The organism is Methylibium sp. (assembly GCF_965279545.1).
In the GTDB taxonomy this organism is placed as follows: Bacteria; Pseudomonadota; Gammaproteobacteria; order Burkholderiales; family Burkholderiaceae_C; genus Methylibium.
Genome location: NZ_OZ257250.1, coordinates 576,142 through 590,490, shown reverse-complemented (window position 1 = coordinate 590,490; position 14,349 = coordinate 576,142). Strand labels below are relative to the sequence as shown.

The window sequence follows — 14,349 nt, the reverse complement described above, 5'->3', positions numbered from 1 at the left end:
CGGCTCGGGGTCGCGCTCCGGCAGTTCACTGCTTCGCCGCGACCGCGGCGCCGCCGGTGTTCGACAGCCCCCAGACGTAAGCGGCCAGCACCTGGATCTGCGCCTCGCTCAGCCGCCCGGCATGCGCCGGCATCACGTTGGTCTTGCCTTCGTTGACCATCTTCATCACCGCGTCCTCGCCCCAGCCGTGCAGCCAGATCTTGTCGCTCAGGTTGGGTGCGCCCAGGGCCTGATTGCCCTTGCCGCCCGGACCGTGGCAGGCCGCGCAGGCACCGAACTTCTCGCGCCCCAGTTGTGCAGCGATGCTGTCGTGCGGGCTGCCGGACAGGCTCAGCACGTAGTTGGCGACGTTGCGCACGTCCTCGGCGCTGCCGACCGCCGCGGCCATCGGCGGCATCATGCCCTGGCGCCCCTGTGCGATGGTCTGCGCGATCTGCTCGGGCGCACCGCCGTGCAGCCAGTCGTTGTCGGTCAGGTTCGGGAAGCCCTTGCTGCCGTGCGCGTCGGAGCCGTGGCACTGGGCGCAGTTGTTGATGAAGAGCCGCTCGCCCAGGGCATGCGCCTGCGGGTCGCGCGCCAGTTCGGCCGCCGGCATGGCGGCGAAGCGGGTGTAGAGGGGTTCGGCCTCGGCACGGCCACGCTCCATCTCCGCCTGGTACTGCGAGCGCGAGGTCCAGTCGAACTGGCCCGGATTGGAGCCCAGCCCGGGATAGAGCACCAGATAGAGCGCACCGAACAGCACGGTCAGCACGAACAGCCCCACCCACCACAGTGGCAGCGGGTTGTTCAACTCGCGCAGGTCTCCGTCCCACACGTGGCCGGTCGTGTTGTCGCCCGCCATCACCTTGCGCCGGCTGGCGATGAACAGCAGTATCAGGCAGGCCGCCAGGCCCACGACCGTGACGATGCCGATGAAGAGCGGCCAGCCGCTCGTGACGAAATCACTCATGGCGGCCCTCCAGCCGGTTGGGCTCGTCGCCGGCCGCGAACGGCAGCTGCGCCGCCTCGTCGAAGGCCTCGCGGCGGCGCCGCGCCATCGTCCAGGCCACGATGCCGATGAAGACAAGGAAGGACAGCAGCGTCACCGCCGCCCGCAGTTCATTCAGGTTCATCTCACGCTCCTCACTTCACCGCGGTGCCGAGCACCTGCAGATAGGCCACCAGGGCATCGAGTTCGGTCTTGCCCTTGACGTCGTCGGCCGCCTGCGCGACCTCGGCGTCGCTGTAGGGCGCACCGAGCTGCCGCAGGACCTTGAGCTTGGTGGGCATGATCGCGGCGTCGACCGGCGCCGTCGCGAGCCACGTGTAGGCCGGCATGTTCGACTCCGGCACCAGGTCGCGCGGGTTGTTCAGGTGGATGCGGTGCCACTCGTCGCTGTAGCGACCGCCCACGCGCTGCAGGTCGGGGCCCGTGCGTTTGCTGCCCCACTGGAACGGCCGGTCGTAGACGAACTCGCCGGCCACCGAGTAGTGGCCATAGCGCAGCGTCTCGGCACGGAACGGCCGGATCATCTGCGAGTGGCAGTTGTAGCAGCCCTCACGCACGTAGACGTCGCGGCCGGCGAGCTGCAGCGCGGTGTAGGGCTTGAGGCCGGCCACCGGCTCGGTGGTGCTGCGCTGGAAGAACAGTGGCACGATCTCGACCAGACCGCCGATCGCCACCACCACCAGGATCAGCACGATCATCAGCCAGTTCGACGTCTCGATGCGCGCGTGGCCGCTGGCCGGCGCCGTATTGTGTTCGTTGCTCATGTCATCAGGTCCTTGACGGGTGACTCAGGCTCTTGCGAGCGAGGTTGGCACGGGCACGCGCTCACGGCTGCCCACCTTCACGGTCATCACGACGTTCCACGCCATCAGCAGCATGCCGCCCAGGTACAGCAGCCCGCCCAGCAGGCGCACCACGTAGAACGGGAAGGTCGCCTTCACGCCCTCGACGAAGCTGTAGACCAGCGTGCCGTCGGGGTTCACCGAACGCCACATCAGCCCCTGCATCACGCCGGCGATCCACATCGCGGCGATGTAGAGCACGACGCCGATGGTCGCGATCCAGAAGTGCAGCTCGATCGCACGCACGCTGAACATCTCCTTGCGGCCGAACATGCGCGGGATCAGGTAGTACAGCGAGCCCATCGAGATGAAGCCGACCCAGCCGAGCGCACCGCTGTGCACGTGGCCGATGGTCCAGTCGGTGTAGTGGGACAGCGCGTTCACCGTCTTGATCGACATCATCGGACCCTCGAAGGTCGACATGCCGTAGAAGGACAGCGAGACGATCAGGAACTTCAGGATCGGGTCGTCGCGCAGCTTGTGCCAGGCGCCGCTGAGCGTCATGATCCCGTTGATCATCCCGCCCCAGCTCGGCGCCAGCAGCACCAGCGAGAACACCATGCCGACGCTCTGCGCCCAGTCAGGCAGCGCGGTGTAGTGCAGGTGGTGCGGCCCCGCCCACATGTAGGTGAAGATCAGCGCCCAGAAGTGAACGATCGACAGCCGGTAGCTGTAGACCGGGCGCTCGGCCTGCTTGGGGATGTAGTAGTACATCATTCCCAGGAAGCCCGCGGTCAGGAAGAAACCGACCGCGTTGTGGCCGTACCACCACTGCACCATCGCGTCCTGCACACCGGCGTAGGCCGAGTAGCTCTTGGTCAGGCTCACCGGCAGCGCGGCGCTGTTGACCAGGTGCAGCAGCGCCACCGTCAGGATGAAGGCGCCGAAGAACCAGTTGGCCACGTAGATGTGGCGCACTTTGCGGATGCCGATGGTGCCGAAGAACACGATCGCATAGGCCACCCAGACCAGCGTGATCAGGATGTCGATCGGCCACTCGAGTTCGGCGTACTCCTTGCCGCTCGTGAAGCCCAGCGGCAGCGTGAGCGCTGCCAGCACGATCACCGCCTGCCAGCCCCAGAACACGAAGCTCGCCAGCGCCGGCGCGAACAAGCGGGTCTGGCCGGTGCGCTGCACGACGTGAAAGGATGTCGCCATCAGCGCGCAGCCACCGAAAGCGAAGATCACCGCGTTGGTGTGCAGCGGCCGCAGCCGGCCGTAACTCAGCCAGGGGATGCCGAAGTTGAGCTCCGGCCACGTCAGCTGGGCGGCGATGAACACGCCGACGGTCATGCCGACCACACCCCACAGCACCGCCGCCAGCGCGAACTGCGTGACCACGCGATCCTCGTAGACCAGCGCTGTGCCTTTGGCCGCCTGTGCATTCATCGAACTCTCCTCGGGTCCTGTCGATGGCACCGAGTGTCGCGACGGGCGCGGGCGCCCGGCTTGATGCCGGTCAAGGATCGAGCGATGCGTTCGATGTCGACTGCAAGGGTGTGGTCTGGGCGCCGCACGGCTCGACCTCTTCAAGCACCCGCGCACCCTCGCGGTCGAGGTCGTCGAACTGGCCGTGGTGCACCGCCCACGCGAACACGCCGAGCACGCCCAGCGCGAGCAGCACCGACAGCGGCAACAACAGGTACAGACTGTCCATGGATGGCCTTGCTTGCCTTCAACGCGCCAGGCGCAGGGCGTTGCCCACGACGACCAGCGAACTCAGGGCCATGCCCAGCCCGGCCGCCCAGGGCGGCAGCCAGCCCAGCAGCGCCAGCGGCACGCAGACCGCGTTGTAGGCCACGGCCCAGGCCAGGTTCTGCCGCACGATGCGCGCGCAGCGGCGCGCCAGTTCGCACGCGTGGGCGATCTCGCCCAGCCGGCTGCCGAGCACCACGAAATCGGCACGCTGCTGCGCCAGCGCCGCGCCGTGGCCGAGCGCGATGGACACGTCGGCCTGGGCCAGCACCGGTCCGTCGTTGAGTCCGTCGCCGACCATCAGCACGCGGTGGCCCTCGCGCTGCAAGCCGCGCAGCGCGGCCAGCTTGTCCTGCGGCGCCGCCCCGTGCAGCGCCTGCGTCAAGCCGAGGCGCCGTGCCACCGCCTGCACGGCGCCGGCGCGGTCGCCGGACAACAGGCGCAGATCAAGGCCCTGCGCCCGCAGGGACTGCAGCAATGCCGTCGCGTCCGGGCGCAGCGCCTCGTCGAACTCGAACCGGGCGACCTCGGCACCAACACCCGCGTCCTGCGGCGCGAGCCACACGGCCGGGCGAGCGAGGCCCTCGGGCGCCAGCGCACCGACCCAGGCCGCCGCCCCGAGCCGCCAGCGCCGCCCGTCGGCGTCGCACGCCTCGAGGCCCTGCCCGGCATGCTCGCGCACGTCCCGCCAGGTCCGCGCCTCGGCACCGGCGTGCGCCACGGCGCGCACCAAGGCCACCGACAGCGGGTGGTGCGAGTGCGCGGCCAGCGTGGCCGCCCGCGCCAGCCAGGCGCTGCGGTCGGCCCCGGCCGGCAACTCGATGTGGGCCAGTGCCAACCGGTCCTCGGTGAGCGTGCCGGTCTTGTCGAAGCAGGCAACGTCGACATGGGCCAGGGCTTCGAGCGCATCGAGACGCTGCACCAGCACGCCGCGCCGCGCCAGCGCGCCGGCCGCCGCGATCAGTGCCGACGGCGCGGCCAGCGACAGCGCGCACGGGCAGGTCACGATCAGGATCGAGACTGCGACCCACACCGCCCGCGCCGGCTCGATCTGCAGCCAGGCCCAGAAGGCCAGCCCGGACAGCAGCAGCACGCCGACCACGAAGGGCGCCGCGATGCGGTCGGCCGCGCGCATCAGCGTCGGCCGCTCGGCCAGCGCGCGCTGCATCAGATCGACGATCTGCTGGTGGCGCGTGCCGGTGCCGACCTGCGTCAGCTGCACCACCACGGGCGCGACGAGGTTCAGGCTGCCGGCGATCACCGCATCGCCGGCACCGCGCGGCAGTGGCCGCGACTCGCCCGTCAACAGCGATTCATCGGCTTCGGTGCGCCCTTCGATCATCAATCCGTCACCGGGAAAGGCCTGGCCCGCCGCAACGCGCACCCGGTCGCCGGCCACCAGCCGCGCCACCGGCACCCAGGCCACGCTGCCATCGGCCGCCAGCCGCTCGACGCTGTCGGGCAGGCGGCGCAGCAGCGCATCAAGGGAGCGCGTGCTGCGCTCGCGCGAGCGCGCCTCGAGCCAGCGGCCGGCCAGCAGGAAGCAGACGAACATGGTCAGCGAGTCGAAGTAGACCTCGTGGCCGAACGGTCCGCCCGGATCGAAGCTCGCAGCGCTGCTGGCGACGAAGGTGACCACGATGCCCAGCGCGACCGGCACGTCCATGCCGACGCGGCGCTGGCGCAACGCGTGCCAGGCACCGGCGAAGAACGGCTGGGCCGAGAACAGCAGCACCGGCAGCGTCAGCACCCAGGCGCTCCAGCGCAGCAGCGCCGCGATGTCGGGCGCGATGTCGCCCGGCGCGGCGAAGTAACTGGGCGCTGCCGCCATCATCACCTGCATCATGCAGAAGGCCGCGACGAACAGGCGCCACAGCGCGGCGCGCGATTCGGCCTGGCGTGCACGCAAGGCGTCTTGCGCGTCGGCGAGATAGGCTTGGTAGCCGGCGCGCTGCACCGCATCGATCAAGACCGACGCCCGCGTGCGCAGCGGATCCCAGCACACCTCGGCGCGCTCGGCCGCGGCGTTGACCTGCGCGCTGCGCACGCCTTCGATCCGCAACAAGGCGGCTTCGATGATCCCGGCACAGGCGGCGCAGTGCAGCCCCTGCAGCAACAGCCGCGTGCGGGCCTCGCGTTGCCCGTCGGCACCGTTTTGCCAGGTGGTGCAGGCGGCCAAGGCCGCTTCATCATCCAGTGCCGCCCGCTGCCGACCCGACAGATCGGCCGCACCATCGGGCGCGTGGGCGGCGAGAGAGCGGGTGGCGGGAAAGGGCAGGCTGGTGGCGGGCATCGGCGTCATGGGCAGACGCTGCGGCCGTCAGCGTGCGGTCGGCTACGGAACGTCCCGTGCGTTACTCTAGATCAGCCCTTCACCCCCATGCTGACAAAGATCAAGTTCATGCGCCTTCGCCTCCCGCACACTGCCGGCCTCGTGCTGGCGCTCGCCGCCCTGTTGTCAGGCCCTGCAACCCTGGCCCAGACCGGTCCGCAGAAGCTGCCGGCCGTTCGCCTCAACGCGGGCATCCACAACATCCAGGCCGAGGTCGCCCGCACGCCCGAGCAGCGCGCGATCGGCCTGATGAACCGGCCGACGATGGGCAGCAACGACGGCATGCTGTTCGTCTTCGAGGAGGCGGCGACGCAGTGCTTCTGGATGAAGAACACGCTGCTGCCGCTGTCGATCGCCTACCTGGCCGACGACGGCACGGTCCTGCAGATCGTCGACATGCCGCCGCAGACGCTGGAGTCGAAGTGCTCGACGAAGCCGGTGCGGCTGGTGCTCGAGATGAACCAGGGCTGGTTCGCCAAACGCGGATTCAAGGCCGGCAGTCGGCTGAGCGGCCCGGCTTTCAAGCCCTGAGCGCATCATGAAAAAGGCCGGTCCAGGACCGGCCTCGATCGATCAGTGCAGGGTCTTGCTCAGACGAAGTTCTTCGCGGCGAAGTCCCAGTTCACGAGCGAGTTCAGGAAGGTCTCGACGAACTTCGGACGCGCGTTGCGGAAATCGATGTAGTAGGCGTGCTCCCACACGTCGACGGTCAGCAGCGCCTTGTCGGCGGTGGTCAGCGGCGTGGCGGCATTGCCGGTGTTGACGATGTCCACCGAGCCATCGGCCTTCTTCACCAGCCAGGTCCAGCCGGAGCCGAAATTGCCGACCGCGCTCTTCGTGAAGGCTTCCTTGAAGGCCGCCAGGCTGCCCCACTTGGCGTTGATGGCCGCGGCCAGCGCGCCGCTCGGCTCGCCGCCGCCCTTGGGCTTCATGCTGTTCCAGAAGAAGGTGTGATTCCAGATCTGGGCCGCGTTGTTGAACACGCCGCCGCTCGATTTCTTGATGATCTCTTCCAGCCCCAGGGCCTCGAACTCGGTCCCCTTGATCAGGTTGTTGAGGTTCGTGACATAGGCCTGGTGGTGCTTGCCGTAGTGGAACTCGAAGGTCTCTTTCGAGAGGTGCGGCGCGAGGGCGTCCATCGCGTACGGCAATGCAGGCAAAGCGTGTTCCATCGGGTGTTTCCTTTTTTGGGTTTGATCGGGATGAGCGGGGCGGGCTCGCCACGCGGACATCATGCCCGGCAACCCGATGCAAGGTGCGCGCAAGGCAAAAAAGCCTGGCGCTGCGCTGCGTTAACTTCGCTATAGTTTGATCGCCTTCCAACAACAAGGAGAGAGTCGATGGGCGCAATCTTCCAGTCCCTGGGACGCACCGTGGTCGCCGGTGTGCTGCTGCTGATCCTGATCGTCCTGCTGGCCGGCAACATCCAGTTCGGCCATGCCTGGGGCGCGTTCTTCATGCGCTGGCTGCACGTTCTCTCGGGCGTGATGTGGATCGGCCTGCTGTGGTACTTCAACTTCGTGCAGATCCCCTCGATGCCGAAGATTCCCGATGAGCAAAAGCCGGCGATCGGCAAGGTGATTGCGCCGACCGCGTTGTTCTGGTTCCGCTGGGCCGCACTGTCCACCGTGATCACCGGGCTGTTGCTGGCCTGGATGAACGGCTATATCGCCGCGGCCCTGGGCCTGCAGCGGCCGGTCACCGCGATCGGCATCGGCATGTGGCTGGCCTTGGTGATGGCCTTCAACGTCTGGTTCATCATTTGGCCGAACCAGAAGAAGGCGCTGGGCATCGTGACCGTTGCGCCCGAGGAAAAGGCCAAGGCTGGCCGGCTCGCGATGCTGACCTCGCGCGCCAACACCATGCTGTCGATCCCCATGCTCTACTGCATGGTGGCGCAGCAGAACGCGGGCCTCTGATCCCCTGCGGTCCCGACGACGAACCGGGCCTTGCGGCCCGGTTCTTCATTTCGGCAGCACGCGATCGACCCGCAGCCCGATCTGGCCGCGCGCCAGCGTGAGCTTCAGGTCCTGGCCTGCCTTCAACTGCTGCGGATCGACGACCAGTTCGCCCTCGGCGGTTTCGATCAAGGCATAGCCGCGTCCCACGACCCGCGTCGGGTCGAGCGCCTGCAGGCGCGTCTGGACCGTCTGCAGCGCGTGGGCGCGTCGCTCGCGCAGCAAGCGGCCACCATGGTGCAGGGCCAGTGCGGCGCGCTGCAGTTCGGTGCGTGCCCCGTGCACGCCGGTCCGCACGCCATGCGCGAGGCGCTGCGCGAGCAGATCAAGCCGGTTGCGCTGGCCGCTCAGGCGCTCGGCCGGACGGCTCAGCGCCAGCGTGAGCCGGTCGAGCCGCTGCGCCTGCTGCTGCAGGCCGCGTTCCAGGCTGCGCGAGAGGGAGCGCGCGGTGCCGGCCAGCTGTCGCAAGGCGTCCTCGCGCGGCGTGGCCGCGAGTTCGGCCGCCGCGGTCGGCGTCGGTGCGCGCAGGTCGGCGGCGAAATCCACCAGGCTCACATCCGTCTCGTGACCGACGCCGGCAATGACCGGGATGCGGCTGGCCGCGACCGCGCGCACCACGACCGCTTCATTGAAAGCCCACAGATCTTCGAGCGAGCCGCCACCGCGGGCGACGATGAGCGTGTCGGCCCGGCCGTGCCGGCCGGCCGCCTCGATCGCCGCCGCCAGCGCAGCCGGCGCGTCGGCCCCCTGTACCGGGCTCGGGTAGATGACCACCCGCACCTGCGGTGCGCGACGCTGCAGTGCGGTCAGCACATCGTGCAAGGCTGCCGCCGCAAGCGAGGTCACCACGCCGACACAGGACGGGTAGCGGCTGATCGGGCGCTTGCGCGCCGGATCGAACAGGCCTTCGGCCTCGAGCTGGGCCTTGAGCCGCAGGAAGCGCTCGTACAGCGCACCGGCCCCGGCGCGCTGCATGGCCTCCACCACGAACTGCAGCTCGCCGCGCGGCTCGTAGACCGCCAACCGGCCGCGCAACTCGACCAGATCGCCATCGTCGGGCGTGAAATCGAGCAGGCTCGCCGCGCGGCGAAACATCGCGCAGCGCAGCGCGGCCGTGCCTTCAGCGTCCTTCAACGTGAAATAGCAGTGGCCGCTGGCGGCCCGGGTGTAGCCGGAGACCTCGCCGCGCACTGCCACGGCGGCAAAGCGCGCCGCCAGCGTGTCAGCAACGGCATGCACCAGCGCGGCGACCTCCCACACCAGCGGCGCAGGGGTCCGGCCCGGCCCCTGCGCGGGCGGCGCAAGGCCCCGCCCCGAGAACCGATCAGCACCGGTCATCGCCGCTCCGGCCGGCCCGCAACCCCCTCGATATGCGGGGCCGGAACTCCACAGCCGCGCCAGACAAGGCCGGGCGCCGCATCGACACCGTCATGAGCCCGTCAAAATCGTGCAAGCTGTTGATTCTCAAGTGTTTTTTTGTGCTCATTGTTTGAGCAATCTGTTCACGGCCTTGACTGGCGGGCGTTTCGGGCGGGGGGTGAAGCAGTTGCCCACAAAGTTATCCACAACAACGGTGGACGATTGCACCGACTCGCACAAAGTCGCCTGTTGCGGCTGGCGCGGCTGGGGCCGGGCCATAATCGCCGCGACTCGAATCTGGAGACTTTCGTTGTTTTCGATCATACAAGCCGCCGGTTGGCCGATCTGGCCGCTCATCCTGTGCTCCATCGTCGCGTTGGCCCTCGTGATCGAGCGTTTCAGCAGCCTGCGCACCGTGCGCGTCGCGCCGCAGCGGCTGCTCGATGAAGTGATCTCCGTCACCAGCAAGAGCCTGCCGGCGCCCGAGGTCGTGAACAAGCTGTCGGCCAACTCGGTACTCGGCAGCGTGCTCGCCAGCGGCCTGCGCGCCGTGATCGCGGATCCGCGCATCACCGAGGATGGCCTGCGCATCGCTTTCGAGACGGCCGGCCGGGCTGCGGTGCACCGGCTCGAACGCTACCTGAACACGCTGGGCACCATTGCCTCGGCCGCGCCGCTGCTGGGGCTGTTCGGCACCGTGGTCGGCATGATCGAGATCTTCGGTTCGCAGGCTCCGGCGACGACCGCCGGCGTCGGCGGCAACCCGGAACAACTGGCGCACGGCATCTCGATCGCGCTCTACAACACCGCGTTCGGACTGGTCGTCGCCATTCCCTCGCTGATGTTCTACCGCTACTTCCGTGGGCGGATCGACGAATACACCATCGATCTCGAGCAAGCGAGCGAGCGCATCATGCCGCACCTGCTGCGCTTCACGTCCCGCCCGAACTGAGCGGCGCGCACCCCGCCCAACCCCACCATGGCGATGAATTTCCGCCACCGCCGCAGCGAGGAACCGGAGATCAACCTGATCCCCTTCATCGACGTGCTGCTGGTGATCCTGATCTTCCTGATGCTCTCGACCACCTACTCCAAGTTCACCGAGCTGAAGGTGAACCTGCCGGTGGCCGACGCCGAGCGTGCGCGCGACTACCCGAAGGAAATCATCGTCGGGGTCTCGAGCGACGGCCGCTACACGGTGAACCGCGACCAGGTCGCCGGCAAGGATCTCGCGACGCTGACCGCCGCCCTGGCCGCTGCGGCGGCGGGCCAGAGCGACCGGGTCGTGATCGTCTCCGCCGACGCCAGCGCGGCACACCAGAGCGTCATCAACGTGATGGACGCGGCGCGCCGCGCCGGCCTGCAGCAACTGACCTTCGCGACCCAGGGCAGCCGCAACGGTGCCCCCACCGACGCCGAGTCGCGTTGAATGCGGACCGGCCTCGCGCGCCGGTGCGCGCGCCGCTCGAAACCGTCCTGACCCGCCACTGGCTGAAGCGCGGGCCGCTGGCCTGTGCGCTGTGGCCGCTGTCGGTGCTCTACGGTGCCGTCGTGGCGGTCCGCAATGCAGGCTACCGCCTCGGCCTGCCGGGCAGCGAGCCGGCCGGCCGGCCGGTGGTGGTGGTGGGCAACCGCATCGCCGGCGGCGCCGGCAAGACGCCGACGGTGATCGCCGTGCTCGCGCATCTGCGCCAACGGGGCTGGCGGCCCGGCGTGGTGTCACGCGGCCATGGTCGCGCTGCCGACGGCGTGCAGGCCGTGCGGGCGAACACCCCTGCCGGCGCGGTGGGCGACGAGCCGCTGTTGATCCACCTGCGCAGCGGTGCACCGGTCGTCGTCGGCCGCGACCGGGTGGCCGCCGTTCGCGCCCTGTTGGCGGCCCGGCCGGACATCGATGTGATCGTGGCCGACGACGGGCTGCAGCACCGCCGGCTGGCGCGCGACGTCGAGGTGGTGGTGTTCGACGCCCGCGGCGCCGGCAACGGCTGGCTGCTGCCGGCCGGTCCGCTGCGCGAGCCGATCGACACGCCCGGCGGTGCGGCCGCGACGCTGGTGCTCTACAACGCCGAGACGCCGAGCACGCCGCTCGCCGGCTACGGCACCCGGCGTTCGCTGGCCGGTGCCGCGGCACTCGCGGCGTGGTGGCAGGGCGAACCGGCATCGACCGCGGCCCTGCACGCGCTGCGAGGCCGGCCGCTGCTCGCCTGTGCCGGCATCGCGCAACCGCAGCGCTTCTTCGACCAGCTGCGCAGCGCCGGGCTGGAAGTCCGGGAGCAGGCGTTGGCGGATCACGCCGACTTCGCCGCCCTGCCCTGGCCTGCCGACACCCGCGACGTGATCGTGACCGAGAAGGACGCCGTCAAGCTCCCGGCAGATCGCGTGCTGCGGGAGCGGCCCGGCACACGCATCTGGGTCGCGCCGCTAGACTTCTCGCCGGAGCCGGCGTTCTTTGCCGCGCTCGATGCCGCACTGGCGCCCCTGTCACCGCGCCGCGAAGGATGAGCATGGACACCCGATTGATGGACTTGCTGGTGTGCCCGATCTGCAAGGGCCCGCTGACGCACGATCACGCCGCCCACGAACTGCACTGCGCCGCCGACCGGCTGGCGTTCCCGATCCGCGACGGCATCCCGGTGATGCTCGAAGGCGAGGCCCGCGCGCTGGACGAGCCGCCGTCGCAGCCGGCGCCGCTGTCCGAATGAGCTTCACGGTCCTCATTCCGGCACGGCTCGGCTCGAGCCGCCTGCCGGACAAGCCGCTCGCCGACATCGCGGGCCTGCCGATGGTGGTGCGGGTGGCGCACAGCGCGATGTCCAGCGGTGCGAGCGCGGTGGTGGTGGCCGCCGACGACGCCCGCACCGTCGACGCCTGCGCACGGCATGCCGTGCGCGCGTTGCTCACGCGCCGCGACCACGCGACCGGCAGCGACCGCCTGGCCGAGGCCTGCGAGCTGCTCGGACTGGCGGACGGCGAGATCGTCGTCAACGTGCAGGGCGACGAGCCGCTGATCGACCCCGCACTGATCGACGCCTGCGCCGCACTGCTGGCGCGGCGGCCCGAGTGCGCGATGGCCACGGCAGCCCACGCGATCGACAGCGTGGCGGAGTTCGAGAATCCCAATGTCGTGAAGGTGGTCTGCGACGCCCAGGGCCGCGCATTGACCTTCTCGCGCGCCCCCATTCCCTGGTGGCGCGACGGCTACGCCGCCGGACTGCGCCAGGCCCGCTCGCTCAGTGATCCGCCGCCCTTGCGGCACATCGGCCTGTACGCCTACCGCGCGGCGTTCCTGCGCCGCTACCCGACGCTGCCGCCGAGCCCGATCGAGACGATCGAGTCGCTCGAGCAGCTGCGCGTGCTGTGGCATGGCGAACGGATCGCGGTGCACGTGAGCCCGCTGCGTCCGGGCCCGGGCATCGACACGCCCGAAGACCTCGAGCGTGTGCGGGCCCTGTTCGCCGATGCGACCCGCAAAGGGCTGCGCGAGTCAGGTTGACGAAAGGCTGCGTGGTATTCTCATTTCGACTTCGCCGGATCGAATCCAGCGGGTCGAATACCAGCGAGACAAGCCACTTGCCGCCTCGAGCGACACGGTGCGCGAACCGACAAGAAACCACGAGGACCCGCGATGAATCTGATCCTGTTGGGCGCGCCCGGCGCTGGCAAGGGCACCCAAGCCACCTTCATCTGCCAGAAGTTCGGGATCCCGCAGATCTCGACCGGCGACATGCTGCGCGCTGCGGTCAAGGCCGGCACCCCGCTGGGCGTCGAAGCGAAGAAGGTGATGGACAGCGGCGGTCTCGTCAGCGACGACATCATCATCGGCCTGGTCAAGGAGCGCATCGCGCAGCCCGACTGCGCCCAGGGTTTCCTGTTCGACGGCTTCCCGCGCACGATCCCGCAGGCCGATGCGATGAAGGTTGCCGGCGTGAAGCTCGACATCGTGCTCGAGATCGACGTGCCCGACGAAGCCATCATCGAGCGCATGAGCGGACGCCGCGTCCACGTCGCCTCGGGCCGCACCTACCACGTGAAGTTCAACCCGCCGAAGGTCGCCGGTATCGACGACGTGAGCGGCGAGCCGCTGATCCAGCGCGACGACGACAAGGAGGCGACCGTCCTCAAGCGCCTGCAGGTCTACCAGAGCCAGACCCGGCCGCTGGTCGACTATTACGCCGCCTGGTCCGCGACGGGTGATGCGGCCGCGCCGAAGTACCGCAAGATCGCCGGCACCGGCAGCGTCGACGAAATCACCGCGCGGGCGCTGGCCGCCCTGAGCTGACGCCGGCCGTCTGGCCTGTCTCTTGCACGCACAGGGGCCGCAGCAGCGGCCCTTTTTCATTGCCCTCTTCACGATCGGAGCACGACATGGACATCGCAGGCAAGGTCTACATCGTCACCGGCGGCGCCTCGGGCCTCGGTGAAGGCACCGCACGCATGCTGGCGCGCGAGGGCGGCACCGTCGTCGTGGCCGACCTGCAGGTCGAGGCCGGCGAGGCGGTGGCGCGCGACATCGGGGGCGCCTTCGTCAAGTGCGATGTTGCGAGCGAAGCCGATGGCCAGGCGGTCATCGCCAAGGCGGTATCGCTGGGCAAGCTGATGGGCCTGGTGAACTGCGCCGGCATCGCGCCCGCCGTCAAGACGGTGGGCAAGGACGGCGCCCATCCGCTGGCGGTGTTCAGCAAGGTGATCACGGTCAACCTGGTCGGCACATTCAACATGATCCGGCTCGCCGCCGAGGCGATGGGCCGCAACGAGCCCGAGCCGACCGGCGAGCGCGGCGTGCTGATCTCCACTGCGTCGGTGGCGGCTTACGACGGCCAGATCGGCCAGGCCGCCTATTCGGCCAGCAAGGGCGGCGTGGTCGGCATGACGCTGCCGATCGCCCGCGACCTGGCCCGCAGCGGCATCCGCAACATGACCATCGCGCCGGGCATCTTCGGCACGCCGATGCTGTTCGCGATGCCGCAGGAGGTGCAGGACGCGCTGGCCGCCGGCGTGCCCTTCCCGTCTCGCCTGGGCACGCCCACCGACTACGCGAAACTGGTGCACCAGATCATCACGAACGAAATGCTCAACGGCGAGGTGATCCGCCTGGACGGGGCGATCCGCCTCGCCCCGCGCTGACGTCCCGTGGTGGGGCGGGCGGCGTCCGCCCCGTCGCTGCGGCAAGTCTTA

At 69.4% G+C, this 14,349-nt stretch carries 17 protein-coding genes; 9 read left to right on the top strand and 8 right to left on the bottom strand.

What is annotated here, in order from left to right; translation table 11 throughout:
* Positions 1-25: 25 nt before the first annotated feature.
* The 6 genes from ccoP to ACQY9S_RS02720 all read right to left on the bottom strand — a co-directional run bounded on the left by ccoP (position 26) and on the right by ACQY9S_RS02720 (position 5,827).
* Positions 26-949 carry a cytochrome-c oxidase, cbb3-type subunit III gene (ccoP, locus tag ACQY9S_RS02745; RefSeq protein WP_428423043.1) on the bottom strand — a complete coding sequence of 308 codons (924 nt, stop codon included), beginning with the start codon at positions 947-949 and terminating at the stop codon, positions 26-28.
* Entirely contained in the window at positions 942-1,112 is a 171-nt protein-coding gene (locus ACQY9S_RS02740; protein ID WP_428423042.1) for a cbb3-type cytochrome oxidase subunit 3, read from the bottom strand. The genes ccoP and ACQY9S_RS02740 overlap by 8 nt, the downstream gene beginning before the upstream one ends.
* A gap of 10 nt (positions 1,113-1,122) precedes the next feature.
* On the bottom strand, positions 1,123-1,752 hold the full coding sequence (gene ccoO, locus ACQY9S_RS02735; protein WP_428423041.1) for a cytochrome-c oxidase, cbb3-type subunit II: 630 nt from the start codon (positions 1,750-1,752) through the stop codon (positions 1,123-1,125).
* A 24-nt stretch (positions 1,753-1,776) separates the two neighbouring features.
* The gene (ccoN, locus tag ACQY9S_RS02730) at positions 1,777-3,219 is read right to left on the bottom strand and encodes a cytochrome-c oxidase, cbb3-type subunit I (RefSeq protein WP_428423040.1); all 1,443 of its coding nucleotides are present in this window, start codon (positions 3,217-3,219) and stop codon (positions 1,777-1,779) included.
* A gap of 70 nt (positions 3,220-3,289) precedes the next feature.
* On the bottom strand, positions 3,290-3,487 hold the full coding sequence (ccoS, locus tag ACQY9S_RS02725) for a cbb3-type cytochrome oxidase assembly protein CcoS (protein ID WP_428423039.1): 198 nt from the start codon (positions 3,485-3,487) through the stop codon (positions 3,290-3,292).
* Between the two features lie 18 nt (positions 3,488-3,505).
* Positions 3,506-5,827, bottom strand: a complete 2,322-nt coding sequence (locus ACQY9S_RS02720) for a heavy metal translocating P-type ATPase (protein ID WP_428423038.1) — start codon at positions 5,825-5,827, stop codon at positions 3,506-3,508.
* A 78-nt stretch (positions 5,828-5,905) separates the two neighbouring features.
* Between ACQY9S_RS02720 and ACQY9S_RS02715 the strand changes: the two genes are divergently transcribed.
* Positions 5,906-6,388, top strand: coding sequence for a DUF192 domain-containing protein (locus tag ACQY9S_RS02715; protein ID WP_428423037.1), 483 nt, complete (start codon positions 5,906-5,908; stop codon positions 6,386-6,388).
* A 59-nt stretch (positions 6,389-6,447) separates the two neighbouring features.
* Here the strand turns inward: ACQY9S_RS02715 and sodB are convergent, their stop codons facing one another.
* Positions 6,448-7,029 (bottom strand): superoxide dismutase [Fe], encoded by a 582-nt coding sequence (gene sodB, locus ACQY9S_RS02710; RefSeq protein WP_428423036.1) that lies wholly within the window; start codon positions 7,027-7,029, stop codon positions 6,448-6,450.
* Positions 7,030-7,197: 168 nt separating this feature from the next.
* Between sodB and ACQY9S_RS02705 the strand changes: the two genes are divergently transcribed.
* Positions 7,198-7,776 (top strand): urate hydroxylase PuuD, encoded by a 579-nt coding sequence (locus tag ACQY9S_RS02705; RefSeq protein WP_428423035.1) that lies wholly within the window; start codon positions 7,198-7,200, stop codon positions 7,774-7,776.
* A gap of 45 nt (positions 7,777-7,821) precedes the next feature.
* On the opposite strand, the gene xseA is transcribed toward ACQY9S_RS02705, so the two are convergent.
* Positions 7,822-9,153, bottom strand: a complete 1,332-nt coding sequence (gene xseA / locus ACQY9S_RS02700; protein ID WP_428423034.1) for an exodeoxyribonuclease VII large subunit — start codon at positions 9,151-9,153, stop codon at positions 7,822-7,824.
* 331 nt (positions 9,154-9,484) lie between these two features.
* Here xseA and ACQY9S_RS02695 point away from each other — a divergent pair, with 331 nt between their 5' ends.
* The 7 genes from ACQY9S_RS02695 (at position 9,485) to ACQY9S_RS02665 (ending at position 14,298) form a co-directional block, all read left to right on the top strand.
* Positions 9,485-10,126, top strand: coding sequence for a MotA/TolQ/ExbB proton channel family protein (locus tag ACQY9S_RS02695; protein WP_428425563.1), 642 nt, complete (start codon positions 9,485-9,487; stop codon positions 10,124-10,126).
* A gap of 33 nt (positions 10,127-10,159) precedes the next feature.
* Positions 10,160-10,603: an ExbD/TolR family protein gene (locus ACQY9S_RS02690; RefSeq protein WP_428425561.1), complete on the top strand. Its 444-nt coding sequence runs from the start codon at positions 10,160-10,162 to the stop codon at positions 10,601-10,603.
* Positions 10,600-11,676 carry a tetraacyldisaccharide 4'-kinase gene (gene lpxK / locus ACQY9S_RS02685; protein WP_428423033.1) on the top strand — a complete coding sequence of 359 codons (1,077 nt, stop codon included), beginning with the start codon at positions 10,600-10,602 and terminating at the stop codon, positions 11,674-11,676. The genes ACQY9S_RS02690 and lpxK overlap by 4 nt, the downstream gene beginning before the upstream one ends.
* A gap of 2 nt (positions 11,677-11,678) precedes the next feature.
* Entirely contained in the window at positions 11,679-11,876 is a 198-nt protein-coding gene (locus ACQY9S_RS02680) for a Trm112 family protein (RefSeq protein ID WP_428423032.1), read from the top strand.
* Positions 11,873-12,667, top strand: coding sequence for a 3-deoxy-manno-octulosonate cytidylyltransferase (kdsB, locus tag ACQY9S_RS02675; protein WP_428423031.1), 795 nt, complete (start codon positions 11,873-11,875; stop codon positions 12,665-12,667). The genes ACQY9S_RS02680 and kdsB overlap by 4 nt, the downstream gene beginning before the upstream one ends.
* Before the next feature lie 132 nt (positions 12,668-12,799).
* Positions 12,800-13,453, top strand: coding sequence for an adenylate kinase (adk, locus tag ACQY9S_RS02670; protein ID WP_428423030.1), 654 nt, complete (start codon positions 12,800-12,802; stop codon positions 13,451-13,453).
* 86 nt (positions 13,454-13,539) lie between these two features.
* Positions 13,540-14,298, top strand: a complete 759-nt coding sequence (locus tag ACQY9S_RS02665; protein WP_428423029.1) for a 3-hydroxyacyl-CoA dehydrogenase — start codon at positions 13,540-13,542, stop codon at positions 14,296-14,298.
* Positions 14,299-14,349 lie beyond the last annotated feature (51 nt).